Raw genomic sequence first — 17,419 nt, forward strand, 5'->3', positions numbered from 1 at the left:
GCTTCTATGTGTTATTTATACAACACAAAAGGAAAAAATCCTGCTTGATATGATTTAGGGCTGGAAGTGTACGGTAATCGCCGTACCTGCATCCACCAGCGTATTGGGCTCTATGCTCTGATATGCAGCCACACCAGAACCTTCTCCCTCAAAAGTGAGGCCGCTTTCTGCCGCCTTGCGGGCAGCCTCACGGAGACTCAGCCCTATGAAGTCAGGCACGACCACCTTGCCGTTGGGCACCTCACCCTGGAAGACCTTCTTCGGCTTGGGCCGCTCCTGAGCATGGGGAACAGTCTCCACCTCCAGCAGAGTTTCGCTGGTAGGTTCGATGTGCAGGTAACGCATGAGCTGGGCAAAAATCCTGCCCGCCACAGGAGCTGCAATCTGGCCGCCATAGTAACTGCCCAAAGTGGGGTCGTCTATGATTACCAGCACAGTCACCTGGGGGTCTTCCACAGGGGCAAAGCCGCAAAAAGAAGCGATATAACGCCCATCCATATAGCCGGCCCCGTCCTCCCGGATCTTCTGGGCAGTACCGGTCTTGCCCGCAATGCGGTAGCCCTTCACTGCCGCCTTGTGACCGCCGCCGGTGGCAACCACCTGCTCCAGGAGGCCCATGAGAGTCTTGTCCGTGGAGGACTCAATGACCCGCCGCACCTCCGTGCGCTGATTCTCCAGATACACGGAGCCATCGGCATTGCGAATCTCCTTGACGATATGGGGCTTCAAGAGCACCCCGTCATTGGCCACCGCCGACATGGCTGTCACCAGCTGCAGGGGAGTCACAGCAATACTCTGGCCGATGGACATGGTGGCGATATCAGAATCCCTCATGTCATCTGGATTGAAGAGTATGCCGTACTCCTCGCCGGGCAGGTCAATGCCTGTCTGCTCGCCAAAGCCAAAGCGCTTGGCATATTCCGTGAGCTTTTCCGCCCCCAAAGACAGTCCCACCTGGGCAAAGCCTGTATTCAGGGACTGCTTCACCACATCGGTGAAGGTGACGGTGCCGAAACTCTCACCGCTCCAGTTCTGAATGCGGCGTCCGGACACCATGACATAGCCCGGGTCCACGAAGACCTGGTTGGGGCTCACTACATTTTCCTGCAGGGCCGCCCCGGCCACCATGGCTTTGAAGGTAGAGCCCGGCTCATAGATGAAGGACACAGCCCGGTTCTTCCAGCTCTCCGGCGAATAATCCCAGAACTTGTTGGGATTGTAAGAAGGGCGTCCCGCCATAGCCAGCACTTCCCCATTCTTGGGGTCCATGACTATGCAGGTGATGGCCTGAGGGCCATTTTCTGCCATAGCCCTGTCCAGCTCCTGCTCCACCATGAACTGAATGGAGCTGTCAATAGTCAGGGTAACAGTCTTGCAATAGTCCCCCTTGTAGCGCTTCTGACGGCTGAAGATAGAACTAAGTATGGGACGTGAGCTGCGGTCTGTCTGAAGGTATTCCTCCTCCACTTCTCCTTTGAGCAGTCCGTCCAAGGCCTGTTCCACCCCGTCCAGGCCCTTGTCTTCAGTACCAACAAAACCCAGCACATTGGCTGCCAGCACATCATTGGGATAATATCGTTTTGCTTCATCAACGAAGTTCAGGCAGTCCGTATACTCTTTTTCCTTCATAAGGTGGCGCACAGCCTCGTACTCATCCTGCGCCAGGTGATGCTTCACCCACTGGAAGCCGCCCCCCTCAGCAATATCATCCAGGATCTGCTGCTCAGAGAGGCCAATCAGGGGTGCCAGCTCGCTGGCCAGCACCTCCGGTTCCTTCACATGATTGGGGTCCACATAGAGGGACTTGGTCATGGTGCTCACAGCCAGTTCCCTGCCGCTCCTGTCCAGGATAGCCCCCCGGGTGGACTGGGCCAGATAGCTCTGCCCCACCTGGGCCTTCATGCGTTCGGAAAGTTCACTGCCCTGCACCAATTGGAGCCAGGCATAGCGGAAAACTACCAGGGCCAGTACCCCCAGCATGGCAAGGCCCAACAAACCAATATTCCTTTGGGCCTTATGCCTATCCATCTTCATTGCTTAAATGCCCCCAAATTCACTCCGTGCGTCCGCTGTGCTTCAAAAGCGTATCTCTCAGCCTGCCCTCAATCTGCACCAGCTCCTGCTCGGCAGCGGCACGCTTCTGACGTCCCTCCTGCTGAATGCGCAGGGTTTCCTCGATGGTGGAGATGAGCTTGTCGTTCACCTCGCGCACGGTTTCAACATCCACGATGCTGCGTTCATTTTCCTTGGCTACTTCCACCGTATTCTGCTTCAGAAGTTCTGCATTGCGCTTCAGAAGTTCGTTGGTAGTATTGGTAACCGCCTGCTGCAGCCGCAGGGTATCCTGCTGGGCCTTGAGCCCCAGGGCAATGACCATCTGGTTCTTCCACAGGGGAATGGTGTTGTAGATAGCCGTCTGCACCCTGTCCACCAGAGCCTTGTCATTGTTCTGGATCAGGCGGATCTGGGGTGCGGTCTGAATGGCAATGGTCTTGCTGACCTTCAGGTCATGGACCTTCTTTTCAAAGCGCTGGACGCTGCCCTCGAAATCTGCCACCACCTGCACTGCCATGGGGTCGCCGCTGGCCTGGGCCTGGGCCCGGAGCTTGGGCAGGGTCACTTCCTGCATCTCCTTGAGCTTTTCCTCACCAGCCTGGATATAAAGCTGGAGGTTCTTGAAATACTCCAAATTCTGCTCATAGAGGTTGTCGAAAAGAGCGATGTCCTTCATCATCTTCAGCTTGGCCTGTTCCAGGCCCCCCTGAATGCGGTCCACCTGCACGGAGAGCTTGGTGTAGCCTTCCTTCACATCCTCAGCCTTTTCCACCAGGCTGCCCACAATGGGAATCTTCTTCAGGAAACTGCCAGATGATGAGCCGCCTTCAGGATTGTAGCCCTTCACCTGGGCCACCAGTCCCTGCAGGAGCTCTCCTACCTGGCCGCTGTCCTTGGTACGCACCTGGGATAGCACGTTGTTGGAAAACTCTGCAATGCGCTTCTGGGCAGGCGCACCATAGGAAAGCACCGCCGTGGAATCCGTCAGGTCCAGCTCGTCCTTGATCTTCACAATCTGTGCCCGCTCCTCTGGGCTGATGGTCTCCACTGCCGCAGTCACCTGCTCCACCGTCACCATTTCCTTGCCCGTTTCGGCAGATGCCGCCCCTTCCTGGGCCTTTTTTGCCTTCAGCAAATCATCAAGATTTATCTCTGCCATGATAAAGCCTCCTCTTCCCTGCCATCCTTAATAGTCAATCCCTAAAATACTGCTTATAGAAATCATCCATGGGCATCACCGCGTAGCGGATAGCTTCCACCCAGCTGATCAGCGTGGGCAGGGCCGTCCAGCAGAAAACAGCATACATGACCCCCTGGAAAGTCTTGCCTTGGTAGAATTTATGAGCACCTACAGTCCCCAGGACAGCAGCCAGTCCCGCATTGATGACCTTCTGCTTGATGACCTCGCCCCTCACAGCCTCCGGCATGCGCATGGATTTGGCTACAGCTCTTTCCCTTTCAATATCCTCGCGCTTCCTGAGCCGTGCCTTGCCACGACCTGCCCGGTTCACAGGGCGCTCCCGCTTCTCGGGCAGGTTTCCTGCATTGGCCTCAGCTCTGGCCGCGTCCATGGCCGAAAGCGTCTCGGAGGAGATGACCTCCCCCTCCACATCCTGTATGCCCTCGGCCTTCATGTTCTGCCTGAGCACCGCCAGCTCCGCTTCCATATCCATCAGCTGGTCGGACAGGACCTTCTCGAACTCTGCCTCATAGGCCTCGTCAAAGGTCATGAGGGTCTGGCGCACCTTCTGCTTGGTTTCCGTAACCTGGGCTGTTTCAAGGCCGGTTTTCTCAAGGTCGCAAAACTGCTTTGTGAGCGTCAGGGCCCTGTCCTGATAGTAGTCCACAAACCGCCTGGCAGGAATCACCTTCATGGGGTTCTCCTCCAGATATTTCAAGAGGCGGTAAGCCGTCACCTGCATGGTGGCCAGCTGGGTGCCCAGGGCCTCGTCCTTCAGCGTATCCCGCAAGGCTTCGATAGCGTTATAATCTGCCACTGCCTTGTCAAAAAGCTCCGCAGCCAGGGCCTGCTGTTCCTCGGACAGAGCCGCCAAATCAAAAGCAGGCGCCTTGTCCTTTCCCAGCTTGTAGCGCTTATAGCCATAGGAAGCCGCCGCCATGGCCATGGCCCCTCCTATAATCCATTCATAATTCTCAACCAAAAACACAACCAAATCCACCCCCAGCAAGAATATCAGATTCGCAAACACCTCAAAGAAAAAATCCACACCGTGCATCCCTTTGTACGAATAATTTCACATATATATCATATCACATTGCAGGAGGAAAGAAAAAGCGTGCCCTACTTTAATTTCTCCCCATCCAGTACTGCTTCCACCAGTTCCTCTCCCACATACCTGAGTTTCAGTGAAAAATAAGGGTGCTCCTCTTCCAGCAGACGGAAGAAGATCTTGTCTCCTTCCCAAAGTGGCAGGTCGTAGACCTTATCCTTGGCAATCCACTCCAATGTCCCCTCATTGCATTCCGATAACTTACCTTCCCACTCGGTTGCGGTATAGAGAAACATATACTCCGTCTGCCACCTGTCGGAGATAAAGGTGACAATGCCCCTTAGTTTATAATTCGCAAGGGTGAGGCCCGTTTCCTCCCGGGCCTCCCGCAAAAGGCATTCCTCCGGGGACTCGTCAGCCTCAAAGTGACCGCCGATGCCCACCCATTTATCCTTGTTTATGTCATTTTCCTTCTTCACCCTGTGCATCATCAGATACTTGCCGTCTTTTTCCAGATAGCAGAGGGTAGTGAGATTCGATTTCGTCATCGCTTATTCCTTTCTCTTTCACCTCAGCGCACCCGGGCCGCCCATACCCCCAGCAGGCAGATAAAGCTCAGCACTCCAAAAGATATCTGCATATTCAGGGACAGGAGCTCTGCTCCTGCCAGGCTGCCATGGCTCAGAGACAGCAGGGCCGTCACGATGAGAATGCTGACTACCTGGCCCGAAAGCCGCACCATGCCCAGCCAGGAGGAAGCAAAGCTGTAAAATTTCTTTGGCACGCTGCCCATGACGGCGTTGTTGTTGGGCGCCGCAAAGAGGGCAAAGCCCACCCCCAAAAGCAGCAGACAGGGAAAGAGCCCGTAGAAGCCCCCAAAGTGCACCAGAACCCCCAGCCCCAACAGGCCAGCAGCAATCAAGGTCATGCCCCAGGCCGCCAAAGTCTGGGGATGTATCCTGTCGGATAATGCCCCCATGGCAGGAGACAAAAGCGCCATCATCACGGGCTGCAACAGCAGGAAAAGCCCCGACTCATGGGACGGGTAGCCCAAAATATCCTGCAAATAGAAGGACAGCAGGAAACTTACGGCAAAAGTAGCCATATAATTGAGCAGGGCCGCCAGGGAAGAATAAGTGAACGTGCGTTCCTTGAAAGCCTCCAAAGGCAGCAGCCCAGCCCTGCCTCCCCGCTCATCAGCTCCCGGCACCTCCCTGAGCACTACAGGCGCCGCCAGGAAGACTCCCAGAGCTATGAAGCCGATAAAGACAAAGATGCTCTGCCAGCCCAGATAGTGGTTGAGGCCGCCCCCCACCACGGGGCCCAGGGACAGCCCTACATATACCATGGCAATCATCCAGCCCATGGCGCTCCCCCGCTTTTCCTTAGGATAAGCCAGCATCAGCAAGGCATTGTTGGTGGCAAAGTTCATGGCCGAACCCATGCCCTGCACTACCCGCACCCCGATGAGGAAAGAGAGGGAGTCGGCAAAAATACAGGTGAAGGACGTCAGGGCGAAAATCCCCGCTCCCAGCATGAACAATCGGGCCTTCCCCCACCTCTCTGCCAGCCGCCCCATGGGCAGCAGGAACACAAAGGCGGAGATGAGAAAACTCCCCAGTACCCAGGACAGGGACTCCGGCCCCTGACCGTACTGCCTGCCTATATCCGGCAGGGAAAGGGACAGGGCGCTGCCCGTAAAAGGCGTGAGAAAAGATGCCGCCATGATCAGCCAAAGGAGCCTGTGCTCCCGGATAAAATCCCCGTTCACTCAATCACCGCCCCGTTCTCTCTAAATCTATATCCTAATCTTATCACAGGGATAGTGCAAACTCAATTTTGCCCGGCAAAAAAGCCCTGTCCCCACGCATTTTCTGCACAGGGACAGGACTTCATTTACCAGTGATACTTTTCGCCGCGGTTGATCTTGAAGGCCCGGTAAATCTGCTCCACCAGCAGGAGCCTCACCATCTGATGGGTGAAGGTCATGCGGGAGAAGGAGAGCTTCATATCCGCAGCCTGCCGCACTTCCTGCGAAAGGCCAAAGGCACCGCCGATCAGGAAGGTCAGATTGCTCTTGCCGCTGAGGCCCAGCTTGTCGATTTTGGCCGCCAGCTCCTCAGAGGACAGCTCCTCCCCGTACACATCCAGCACGAAGAGGTACGAACCAGATGGCACCAGCTTCAGGAGTTTTTCCCCTTCTTTCTGGAGCACCAGTTCTTTCTCTGCCTCAGAAGGATTATCAGGCATCTTTTCCTCGTGGATTTCCAGGATTTCCACCTGGGCCATGGGCTTCAGACGCTTCAGGAACTCGCTTATGCCTGCTGTCAGGTATTTTTCCTTGAGCTTGCCCGCGCAAACTATATTTATCTTCATCTATCCTCCTGGGGCATCTCTTCCAGAACGATATCAGCGGTGTGGGTGCTGCCGTTGCGGTCAAAGGTGATCTTCACGCTGTCGCCCACCTTGTGCTCGCCTACCTGCTGGCGCAGCTCAGAGACGGAATTCACTTCCTTGTCATCAATCTTCAATATGATGTCCCCGCGCTGGAGGCCGGCCTTATCAGCGGGGCCGCCCAGGGTCAGGCGGAAGATGTAGACACCCTTGTCAATGTTCAGCTGATAGCCATAGCGGGCAGCAGTATTGGGGTCGAAGATAGTGACGCCAAGATAGGGACGGGCCACATAACCCTTTTCCATCAGTTCCTTGATGATAGCCTGGACGGTATTGCTGGGAATGGAGAAGCCCATGCCCTCTACGCCGTTGGCTGCCACTTTGGCGCTGTTGATGCCGATGACCTGGCCGTCAGCGTTCACCAGAGCGCCGCCAGAGTTGCCGGGATTGATGGCTGCATCAGTCTGCAGGAGCTTCACCCGCTTGTCGCTGATATCCAGAGTCCTGTTCAAGGCGCTGATGACACCGCTGGTGACACTGCCCTGGAATTCCAGCCCCAGAGGGTTGCCGATGGCAATGGCAGGCTCACCCACCACGATCTCATCAGAATCGCCAAAGGAAGCAACCGGCAGGTCGCTTGCCTCCACCTTCACCACGGCCAGGTCTGTCACCTCATCGGCACCGATGAGCTTGCCCTTGAGGCTGCGTCCATCTGCCAGGGAGACGATGATTTCCTTGGCCCCGCTAATCACATGGTTGTTGGTGACGATATAGCCGTCAGCCCTGAAGATCACGCCGGAACCTGCCCCCTCGGTTTCCACGGGATTATTGAACCAGTCCCTGACCACTGCCTTATTAGTGATGCCCACCACGGACGGGCCTACGACCTTGGCGGCGCGCACAGCAGGAGTGTTGCGGGCAGCAGAAAGGCCTGCTGTATCTGCCTTGGCAGCAGGGGCGTTCTCAGTCTGGGCCACTGCAGCCGTGCCGGAACTGGCAGCTGCCCCGGAGCCCTCCTTGCTGGCATCGCACCCGGAAAAGGTCAGAGCCGACAGCGCCAGCACAGAAGCTACGACAGCAGCTTTCTTCTTATGGTTCAAAAGTGACATCAGTGATTGCATGAGAATCCCTCCACTTTATAAACATAGCCAGGAAAAATAGTTTCTCTTATCAAGCTTTCCTGTCTGTATCTTAAATCTAATTTCTGAAAAATAAATGCAAGAATCAACTTTATAATCTTTCTTTAAGAACACTGATACATTACATTCTCCGTGCTCAGAACCAGGGGCTCTGTCTGTCTGGCTACAGAGAGGGGCAGGTCGATGCCCTGGCGGTGCAGGATTTTCCTCACGGTTTCCTCCACCATTTCCGGCCTGTTATTTTCCTCAGAAAGATGAGCCAGCACCACTTGTCCCGGGCGATCCTTCAATCTGGCCAGGGCCCAGGCAGCATCAGCATTGGCAAGATGCCCGCGGTTGGACATGATTCTCCGCTTGAGAGGCCAGGGATAGGAGCCATCCTGCAGCATATCGGGATCGTAGTTAGCCTCCAGCACAAGGATATCCGCCCCCTCCAGCGCCTGCTGGACATTGCTGGTGACAAAGCCCAAATCCGTGGCCAGCACAAACTGCTCCGAACCGCCTATGCGCCAGCCCACAGATTCAGCCGCATCATGGGAAGTGGCAAAGCTCTCTACCTTCAGCCCCTCAAGAACGAAATCCCCTGCCACGGGATGCAGGAGCTCCCGGGGCACCGTTACAGCACAGGAAAGGGCGGCGAGGGTGCCCCGCCGCGCAAAGATGGGCAAGTGATACCACTTGCTCAGGGTGGTAAGCCCTGCTATATGGTCACGGTGTTCATGGGTGATGAGAATGCCGGAAAGTTCCTCAGGCTCGATGCCAAAGGAGGCCAGCCCCTTCCTGATGCGGGTGGCGCTGATGCCGGCGTCTATGAGGATCTTCACCTCATCCATTTCCACCATCACCGCATTGCCTTTGCTGCCGCTGGCCAGCACCACTACCTGCATTCCCTCTGTCTTCCCTTCTTAATCGTAACTGCCGTAATTTTCCTCATACTTCCGACGAAAAAAGATAGCATTGGTGTCCTTCACGTGTTCCTCCCAAAAGACGATGCACTTTTGGGCAAGCTCAAGCTTCCCCTGCATGAAGGGCACAATCTTTTCCGGGGTAACCTTGCCAATCTCCATCATCACATCCATATTGCTCCTGTTGGACTCAGCCATCTGTGAGGCTATTTCCTCAGAACAGTTCCCCTCCATGACCGCCTTGGCAAAGGCCTGGGCCTCCTCCAGATTGCGGGCAAATTTGCGGGTCAGAAGCCATACCGTGAATTTCTTTTCCAGATTTTCCACTACAGTTACCCCCATTCCATATTCTAGCTATCCCATCTTTTCAAGTCAAGTTGCAAACTGCGCCAGAAGCTCCGGCACCTTTATCTCCTCTATGCTCTCCACCACCCGGTCGGCAAGGCTCAAATCCTGCTCCCCGGAATTGGGATTGTGGAAGGCGATGCAGTACATTCCCGCCCGCTTGGCAGCCAGGATGCCGTTGGCCGTATCTTCCAGCACGCAGCAGCTTTCAGGCGCTGCTCCCAGCCGCTCTGCCGAAATCAGATAGATGGCGGGATTGGGCTTGCTCTCCGGCAATTCTCCCCCGGAGATGACGGAAGTGAAATACTTCCTGATGTCAAAACTATCCAGTATCGTATTCATCACCGGAGGGTGTGAGGAGGTGGCCAGCCCCAGCGGCACGCCCGCCTCGTGCAGGGCGCGGATCAGTTCCCTGGTGCCGGCCACTGGTCCAATGCCGCCGCTTTTCAGCACCTCAAGATAATGCTCATGCTTGTAATCAGTCAGCATTTCCGGAGTAATGTCCGTGCGGCCGCTCTCTGCCACCACATCACGGAAAATCAGGCCACTGGTGCCCCCCATATAATCCTTCAGCCGGGCCTCGTCAAAATCCAGCCCAAAATGGCGGAAAGTGTCCATCTTCACCCTGCTGTGAACAGGCTCGCTGTCGATAATGACCCCATCCATGTCGAAAATAAAGGCTTGCAGTTTCTTTTCACTCAATTTCTTCACCACTGTAATCAAAAATTCTAACTAGATTTTATCTGTTCCCAGGAAATCCTTGGTGCAGAGCTCCACAAAATTTTCCCGGGGCATGGGCTTGGCGTAATAATATCCCTGGATGAGGTTTGCCCCCATGCCGGTGACAAATTCCAGGTCCTCCTTCGTTTCCACCCCTTCAACTACCACCCTCAGCCCCAGGTCCTTCGCCGTTTCCACCAGGCCGCCCATGATGCGTGCGCCGCGGGCAGCCTGCGCTCCCCGCCTGGCAAAGCCCATGTCCAGCTTCAGCGTGTCCACCGGCAATTCCTTCAGCATACTGAGAGGAGAATAGCCCTTGCCAAAATCATCCAGGGAAACCTTGAAGCCGTTCTGGCGGAAAAGCTCCACTTCCTCTATGAGCTGATAGGAATCCTGGGTATAGGCCTCCTCCGTAATTTCCAGATGCAGGTACTCAGGGGAAAGATTGTGCTTCCTGATAAGTCCCATCAGGAAGTCCAGCAAATCAAGATTGTAGAGATTCAGCCGGGAAACGTTGACGGAAACCGGCAGCAAAAGCCCCGTAGCATCCCTGAGCTCAGCCATGAAATCGCAGACCATTTCCCAGACATAGCGGTCCAGGCGCACGATAAAGCCATTGCGTTCAAAGACAGGAATGAACCTGCCCGGGGAAATCAGCCCCTGGGAGGGGTGCTGCCAGCGCACCAGCGCTTCGGCGCTGACGATTTTCCCTGTTTCAGCATTGTACACAGGCTGGAGGTAAATACTGAACTGCCTTTCCTGCAGGGCAAACTCCATATCCCGCACAATCATCTGCTCTTCCAGCATGAGCTGCTTGAGCTTTTCGTCATAATAGGCATAGCGGTGCAGGTAGCTGCCCTTCACCGTATTCATGGCCAGGCGTGCCCTGTCGCACATCTGGTCCACTGCCATATAGGTGTTTTCCACCTCATAGATGCCCGCATAGAAGACGATATTGTGACTGATGCCCAATGACACCATTGTACTGTCAATGCCTTCCAGCAAATGCTCAATACGCACCTGCCCCTTGGGCACGCAGAGCACGAAGTGGTCAGACTCCACCCGGCCGCAGAGACCTCCGCTGCTAGTAAGCACATTGAAATAGTAAGCAGCTGTCTTCAGGACCAGATTGCCCGTCTCCATGGTGAACAGATCATTGATGACCTTGAAGCAGTACACATCCAGATAGATGATCTCATACTTGACATCAACATTGTCCCTGATAAGGCGGGAGGCCTTCCTGTAGAAAGCTTCCCTGTTGTAAAGCCCCGTGAGACTGTCATTGTCCACATAACTTGCCACCTCAGCCAGCTGCTTGTCTGCCGCCAGCTGGGCCACCCGGCGCCACTCGTTCTCCGATGAGCCCATGACATTCTTGATGCGGCTCCTGACAATAGCGGGGTTGAAAGGCTTGGTGATAAAATCAGCCGCCCCCAGCTCCACCGCCCAGGTCTGGCCATCCTGGTCGCCGTTGGTGGTCATGGCCACCACGGGCACTCCCTTATACTGGTCATTGCTCTTGAGCACGCCCATGAACTCCAGGCCGCCCATCACCGGCATCATCAAATCCACCAGGACAATATGGGCCGCCTCCTGCTCCAGCATCTTCAAGGCTTCCTTGCCATCCTCCGCCTCTACAATGCGGAATTCATCGTGAAAGAACTGGGCCAGCACGGTACGGTTGATATTCACATCATCAACAATGAGCATTACCGGTTTATTGTCCATCTTATCGCCTACTTCCCCCAAAATAGTACACCTATCTGTTTTCTCATTCGCCAAACAGGGGCAAAGTTCCTCTATTCCAAAATGCAGTCCTCAGACTTTTCTTTTCCTCTGCTTCAGCCATCTATACCCAGTCTTCTCTATCGGGATGCTACAATCTTCCTATAGCTCGTACTACTTCCACCCCTTCATTAAAAACCGCCGTCTTTCCTCATCGTCCAGAACCACCGCGCAACTTTCCCAGTCAACGTGCTCAGTGGTCTGCTTTTCATACCGCAGTTCAAAGGGATGCTTTTTGGGGATGTTATCTATGATTTTCTTAGCTTGCTCTATATCATCCATGGCCACCTTTATCCATACATCCTCAAGCACATCCGGCAACTGACCGAACATACTGCTGATTTCCTTCAGCCTCTTAGACAGCAATGCGTGAACACGATCTTCTACAGAGCCTTTGTAACGCATATTGTATATATGCACCTTCTCATGCGCTTGACCGATACGCTGGATACGGCCTTTGCGCTGTTCCAGACGGGTGGGGTTCCATGGCAAGTCCAGATTTATGAGGCTTCCCAAAGTTTGCAGGTTCAATCCTTCAGAAGCAGCATCAGTGCCAGTGAGGATTTTGATTTCATGACGGCGCACCATCTGTTTGATATCGTCTTTGCTTACCTTGCGGAAAATACCGTTCTTATAGACACCGGACTTGTTGCTGCCCGCATAAAGGCCTATGGTTTCTTGAGCAAACTGCGGTTCCTTAGAAAGTCTTTCTGCCACCCAATTGATGGAATCAAAATACTGGGAAAAAATAATGCAGCCAAGGTCTGCAAAGCCATTCCCTGTCAAATATGACAACATATTCTCATACTTAGGATCATCTGCTATATGCTCAGACAACAATTTCACCAAATTCTGCAGGATCTGCCGTTCCTCAGGAAGTATGGTCATCCCCTTGCTCTCTTTAATGGTTGGCATAAGAATCAATTGAAACTCAGATTCCTCATAATCCTCTTCATCAGCGATAAGCAGCTCCGGCTCTTCCTCATTCCATTGGAGCATTTTTTCAGCGGTTAACTTGCCTGCCAGCATCGTACTTCCCATGCGCTTCAAAAGCATAGTCTTGATGAAGCCGCCCCCTCTGACACGCTGCCCCAGAGACTGGCAAAATTCTTCTGCCAGTTCGTACGCCTGCTTAAGATAACCATACAATGGCAAGGCTTCGGCATCACTTTCCCCATACAGTACCACTTCAATGCGTGGCAATTGGCCATTCCGTTCCAAAAATTCCCTGGTGCGGCGGACAATGTGACGTATGAAAGGATTGTGCTGTGTCATAAAATCCGCCTGCAACACTCGCTTCACCCGGTCAAAGTTACGGTGGCTTGCCATAAGCTCTCTGAAATTCTCAGCGCTTGCTACAAACTTCTCATCCTGCATATGTAGCTCCCTGCGAAGCTGGCCAAAGGAAATCTTATCTTCCTCCGCTGGGGGCAAAGGATTACGCAGCCATTCAACCATCTGGTAAATATTGTCCCCTGTAAATTTCATGCTCTTCTTGCCCGTAACCAAATCTAACGCCATTTTTCTTTTGGTACGCCAGTTGCTGAAGCGGTTCCCCAATACGCCGTCATCCTTCTGGGACAATATATTCAACAAATCCCACGCCTCAATGGGATACATCTGCACCGGGGTAGCAGTGGCCAACAGCATACTCTTGGCATTAGGAGAAATAGCAAGCAAAAAGGCTTGCAGATTGTTGCTGACAGGTTTTTCCTCTTCTTTGCCCTCCCCCAGATTTGACCGTCTTGCCCTGTGGGCCTCGTCCACAATCACACACTCATAATGCTGGTTGAGCAGCTTTTCTTTCAGTTCAGTCCGCCCATTGGTGATGATGCCTTGCGAGACAATGCCGATACGACGGGGGCATTTGCATATATCTCCTTCAGGATAGCTTATGCCGTTTTCATCCTGCCAGTTCTTCCCCAACCAAACGGCTGAAGGCAGCCCCAGCAGTGTCAGCATTTCATCCTGCCATTGGCGCATCAGTGTCTTGGGTACGAGAATCAAAATCGGTTTATCTCCATAAAGGGCCATCAGCTGTGCACTCATGGCCAGCTGTACGGTTTTCCCCAGACCTACCTGGTCAGCCAGTACATAGCGTGCCCCCTGCTTCTTGTGGTCATGGAACACCTGACTGATAAATGCCTTCTGATGCTCCCACAATCCCAATTCCCGGCGATAGACAGCCGACTCCACCGCCACCTCGGCAGGTTCCGGGGCCTTGCGCCAGTCTTCCACACCGCCTAAGATTTTCCTGTGGGCAATACGCTTGATATCTTCCACCACAAAATCCGCCAACGGCATGGCCTTAGGGTGGTGCCAGAAGTAATCAAATTCCGCCTGCACCCACTCCACAGCCTCCGGGGAGCTGTCCTCCCACATAAGCTCGTAGTTCAACTTCCAGGCGGAATAAGTTTCATTTACACTACCCAGGAAAGACGTCTGGCTACCATCAGCCAAAGTTATCACCCCGGCCTTGCCATGAATCAAGCCAAAAACATCATTGGGGATAACCTTGACCTCCAGCCTGCCGATTTTGAGCAGATTATAGAGCTTTTCCAATCTTTGCGGATTCGCGCCATATCTCTTTTCCGGGTCAGTAGCGCACCATTCCCTGTGCTGGGCATTCATAGCAGCACTAGCAGTTTCCACATCACAGGCTTCCACCGCAGCATTGCATACCACCCGCACTTTGCCGTTCACGCTTTCCAAGGCTTCTCCGGCCACTTCCAGAATCGACGAACTAAAGTAGCCCGCAATACGGTCATAGCTTCTGGCATTTTGCAGCTTGACCGTCAAAAAGGCAGCATCCAGCTTTGAACAGCGGGAAGAATAGCGCCTAATGAAGCCTTCCCCTTTACACGCCGTCATTTGCTATCAACTCCTTCAAGACAAAAGCTGCGGCGGCTTCCTTGTGCCAGGCCTTCATATTCTCGATAGAACGGAAAGTGGCGATAAAGGCGAACATTTCCTGCATCAGATCACGGCGATTCCAATAATCCTGCACTTCGGTCTTGAGGTAAGCTCGCCCTTCCTGTGGCGTGCTCTCGCTAACCTTGGTAGCAATATAAAGGGCCATGAGCACTTGCCTCAGCAAACTGCCACCAAAACCGTCGCCTTCCATATTGCGCCTTGCCCACTCACCGCCTGTACGGAGACGCGCAGAATTAGCCTTGGTATCCTTCAGCAGGTCCTTGTAATCTATCACCCCAAAGCCACGGGCCAGCTCCTGATAGGTAGAAATCTTGTAAATGCCATTCTGCTCTGCCTCCAGGCCCTTGATATAGAACCGCTCCGCCGGGGCAAGCATCCGCCAAAGGAAGTTGTCAAAGTCACGAGGAATCAGCTGGTCATAGGCAATTTTCTTGGCTTCTTCGATAATCTGCACAATGGGAGATACCTCGCCCTTGGGACGTTTGTGGGAAAGCTCATATTCCACGTCAATATCTTCGATTTTCCTTACGGAGGTAAGAACCTTGAGAGCAGCAGCGTAGGCAGCCAGAATATAGTCTGCATCTGTGAAATTGGGGTCTTCTTTGTCATCCAGCCTCTGCATGCTCTTAATCTGCTCCTTCACCTCATCTTCAATATCTGGAGCCAGTTCGTCAAGATAGGCTGTTTCCGTGCCCTGCTGCTTGCGGAGCACCAGCAGCACTGTGCCCTTCACATAATTGCCGTTCTTAAGCCCGCTGGCATCTGTCTCCGTTATGATATTCCAAGCCGCCGTCACCTGCAAGCCCGCAGACCAGACCACCATGGCCAGATCTGCCCATACAGCCACGTCCTGGTGAGTGAACATAATAATCTGCATGCCATCGTCTGGCATATGGCTGGCAAGGTTGCGATAAATATCAATCATGGACTTATTAAAGCTTTCATCCCTCCCCCTCACAGCCAATACACGCTTGGAATCTGTATACCAATCAGGGAAAGCTTTTTTCAGCAAGTTTTTATCCCAAGCTAGGAAAAATTCCGTCAGTTCGTGATAGTTGACGGCATCAGCGTAAGGAGGATCCGTTATCCATAAATCAGCCGTATTGTCACTAATCCTAGCATCCATCAATGATACACTACTCTTCCCTGTTACCTGTTTGTTATTTATGGGATAGAACCAATAGCTTGAATTATTTTCTAATCCTTTACTACCAAAATTATAAAATGTATTCAATGCTTGATTATAGAAAGTATGCCCTATATTTTCATTAACAGCAGCATTTATCCAACTACATAATTTTGCATTCCAATCAGCTAGTTTATTCATTCCCAACAAACCAATGACTACTTCTTCCTCTTTTATTGCCAGCTTGTCAATATTTTTCATAAACAAACCATGAACCAGCAACTGCCTGGGCGTAAACAACTGGTGCCAATATTTCCAACCACGAACTCTTATAGGTTCATCTGTCTTTTCACCTTCCGCAATTTCTCCGCTGGGAATATAGCCCTTTTCCTGCCATTCATCGAAACGTTCAGCCAGCAGTTCAACGACCTTTGCTTCTCTAGCAATATCCTCCTGGCTTGGCGTTACATAATAACGATATTTGCTCTCCTTGCCACTGGAAGACAGTTCCACATGCTCATACTTCACACAGTATAGCCGTTCCCTAAATACATCATCATGCCGAGGCAAGAAATCCTTCTTCTCCCACAAGCGCAGACCAGATTTTTCAGCTGTATCATGACGGACTGCCGCAATGGGCACCGTCTGTCGGCAATGGGGGCAGTAAACATTCGTGTCTCTCACCGTAGCAAGCTTATCGGCTTCAGCTAACTCCTTAGATGTCAAGCCACTCTTAATCTCAATATCAAAACCATCTTCGCCATTATCCTTCAGAATAGCTGCTGTCTTCGTGCCCTTGCCAATAATCCAGCTGGGTGCCAAGGGCAGACGATAGCCACATTCCGGGCAAGTTATCTCAGTACAATAAAGATAAGAATTCGCCCTGTCTCCCGCTTCGTTGGTTTCTATGCCCCACTCTTTAAGCTGCTTATCCACAGCATCATAAACCTTATGCTGGAACTGCCGCAGTTTCGCTACCTCTTCATCGCCGGCTCCTGCAATGTGCAAATCTGCCCAAGTCAAAAGCCCTGCAATAGGATTGAGGTCAGAAGCAAACACATCACAACCAATCCTAGCTGCTTCAAAAGGCACAGAACCGCCCCCGGCAAAGCAGTCTCCCACCGTCAGCCTATGCCCAAAGCGTTTTTTGCTCATAGCATCTACGAACTCCGGCAGACTATGTGCCTCCACTCCGTAGTAATCATTTATCTTCGCCCAGGTACTTGGTGCCACTTCAGCTTCTTCAGGACGTAGGCAATACCCCAGCATTTCATCATACGAAAAACGAGGCCACAATTTTTTTATAACCCGCTCTTTATCATCGGCCTTCATGGTAGTTTTCCATTTCAGGTTATAAGTATTCGCCAGATACAAAGCTTTCTCTTCCTCGGTCATCAGCTCTGCCAAGACCTTTAGGGGAGGCTTCTGCTTTTTTCTCTGCCACAAGCCATCTGCATCCATCATCATCAATCTCAGAAAATTAGCCAAGTCCTGCTTCGGCTGGTCAGTAGCAGGCAGAAGGGCCGCCAGTATTGCCGCACGCACAAGAACAAGCGGCTTCCGCCCCCACCACTTCCCTAAGCCTGTCAATGTCTGCCCCAAATTAGCTTTCCGTTCTTTATAACTCTCCTTGCTCACCTTGGATACAGGAAACTGGGCTTCGATAAATGATTGCTGCTTCATGTAATTGCACTCTCCTACTATCTATACATAAAGCCGTCTGCAATGTGCGGACGGCTCATATATTTCCCTATGCTCTTTGCTTATGCGGTTTGACACGATGAA

The 17,419-nt window shown here is 52.8% G+C and carries 13 protein-coding genes; all 13 read right to left on the reverse strand.

Translation table 11 applies throughout. The features are described from left to right. Positions 1–54: 54 nt before the first annotated feature. Positions 55–2,034, reverse strand: coding sequence for a penicillin-binding transpeptidase domain-containing protein (locus P159_RS0116325; protein WP_029545806.1), 1,980 nt, complete (start codon positions 2,032–2,034; stop codon positions 55–57). Positions 2,035–2,053: 19 nt separating this feature from the next. Next, complete coding sequence (locus tag P159_RS0116330) at positions 2,054–3,214, reverse strand: toxic anion resistance protein (RefSeq protein WP_029545807.1); 1,161 nt, start codon at positions 3,212–3,214, stop codon at positions 2,054–2,056. Positions 3,215–3,248: 34 nt separating this feature from the next. After that, a complete protein-coding gene (locus P159_RS20330) occupies positions 3,249–4,283 on the reverse strand; it encodes a 5-bromo-4-chloroindolyl phosphate hydrolysis family protein (RefSeq protein WP_051650428.1) in 1,035 nt (344 codons plus the stop codon). Between the two features lie 74 nt (positions 4,284–4,357). Beyond that, complete coding sequence (locus tag P159_RS0116345) at positions 4,358–4,834, reverse strand: 8-oxo-dGTP diphosphatase (RefSeq protein WP_029545809.1); 477 nt, start codon at positions 4,832–4,834, stop codon at positions 4,358–4,360. A gap of 23 nt (positions 4,835–4,857) precedes the next feature. Continuing rightward, positions 4,858–6,057 carry an MFS transporter gene (locus P159_RS0116350; protein WP_029545811.1) on the reverse strand — a complete coding sequence of 400 codons (1,200 nt, stop codon included), beginning with the start codon at positions 6,055–6,057 and terminating at the stop codon, positions 4,858–4,860. A 125-nt stretch (positions 6,058–6,182) separates the two neighbouring features. After that, the gene (gene rlmH, locus P159_RS0116355; protein WP_029545813.1) at positions 6,183–6,662 is read right to left on the reverse strand and encodes a 23S rRNA (pseudouridine(1915)-N(3))-methyltransferase RlmH; all 480 of its coding nucleotides are present in this window, start codon (positions 6,660–6,662) and stop codon (positions 6,183–6,185) included. Next, entirely contained in the window at positions 6,659–7,789 is a 1,131-nt protein-coding gene (locus P159_RS0116360; protein ID WP_029545815.1) for a trypsin-like peptidase domain-containing protein, read from the reverse strand. The genes rlmH and P159_RS0116360 overlap by 4 nt, the downstream gene beginning before the upstream one ends. A 134-nt stretch (positions 7,790–7,923) precedes the next feature. After that, entirely contained in the window at positions 7,924–8,706 is a 783-nt protein-coding gene (locus tag P159_RS0116365; RefSeq protein ID WP_037377075.1) for an MBL fold metallo-hydrolase, read from the reverse strand. 18 nt (positions 8,707–8,724) lie between these two features. Further along, on the reverse strand, positions 8,725–9,051 hold the full coding sequence (locus P159_RS0116370) for a hypothetical protein (RefSeq protein WP_029545819.1): 327 nt from the start codon (positions 9,049–9,051) through the stop codon (positions 8,725–8,727). 45 nt (positions 9,052–9,096) lie between these two features. Then, positions 9,097–9,771: an HAD family phosphatase gene (locus P159_RS0116375; protein ID WP_318253614.1), complete on the reverse strand. Its 675-nt coding sequence runs from the start codon at positions 9,769–9,771 to the stop codon at positions 9,097–9,099. A 30-nt stretch (positions 9,772–9,801) separates the two neighbouring features. Further along, entirely contained in the window at positions 9,802–11,517 is a 1,716-nt protein-coding gene (locus P159_RS0116380) for an EAL domain-containing protein (protein WP_029545823.1), read from the reverse strand. Between the two features lie 171 nt (positions 11,518–11,688). Further along, the gene (locus P159_RS0116385) at positions 11,689–14,445 is read right to left on the reverse strand and encodes a phospholipase D-like domain-containing anti-phage protein (protein WP_029545825.1); all 2,757 of its coding nucleotides are present in this window, start codon (positions 14,443–14,445) and stop codon (positions 11,689–11,691) included. Next, complete coding sequence (locus P159_RS0116390; protein ID WP_029545827.1) at positions 14,432–17,317, reverse strand: anti-phage-associated DUF1156 domain-containing protein; 2,886 nt, start codon at positions 17,315–17,317, stop codon at positions 14,432–14,434. Before P159_RS0116390 ends, P159_RS0116385 begins: the two co-directional genes overlap by 14 nt. Positions 17,318–17,419: the final 102 nt, after the last annotated feature.

It is taken from the genome of Selenomonas sp. AB3002, from assembly GCF_000702545.1.
GTDB classification, from domain to species: domain Bacteria; phylum Bacillota; class Negativicutes; order Selenomonadales; family Selenomonadaceae; genus Selenomonas_B; species Selenomonas_B ruminantium_A.

What these genes read in the sequence shown, in the direction of transcription:
- P159_RS0116325 (WP_029545806.1), bottom strand. Translation starts at nt 2,034, where the DNA reads ATGAAGATGGATAGGCATAAGGCCCAAAGGAATATTGGTTTGTTGGGC.
- P159_RS0116330 (WP_029545807.1), bottom strand. Translation starts at nt 3,214, where the DNA reads ATGGCAGAGATAAATCTTGATGATTTGCTGAAGGCAAAAAAGGCCCAG.
- P159_RS0116345 (WP_029545809.1), bottom strand. Translation starts at nt 4,834, where the DNA reads ATGACGAAATCGAATCTCACTACCCTCTGCTATCTGGAAAAAGACGGC.
- rlmH (WP_029545813.1), bottom strand. Translation starts at nt 6,662, where the DNA reads ATGAAGATAAATATAGTTTGCGCGGGCAAGCTCAAGGAAAAATACCTG.
- P159_RS0116360 (WP_029545815.1), bottom strand. Translation starts at nt 7,789, where the DNA reads ATGTCACTTTTGAACCATAAGAAGAAAGCTGCTGTCGTAGCTTCTGTG.
- P159_RS0116365 (WP_037377075.1), bottom strand. Translation starts at nt 8,706, where the DNA reads ATGCAGGTAGTGGTGCTGGCCAGCGGCAGCAAAGGCAATGCGGTGATG.
- P159_RS0116380 (WP_029545823.1), bottom strand. Translation starts at nt 11,517, where the DNA reads ATGGACAATAAACCGGTAATGCTCATTGTTGATGATGTGAATATCAAC.
- P159_RS0116385 (WP_029545825.1), bottom strand. Translation starts at nt 14,445, where the DNA reads ATGACGGCGTGTAAAGGGGAAGGCTTCATTAGGCGCTATTCTTCCCGC.
- P159_RS0116390 (WP_029545827.1), bottom strand. Translation starts at nt 17,317, where the DNA reads ATGAAGCAGCAATCATTTATCGAAGCCCAGTTTCCTGTATCCAAGGTG.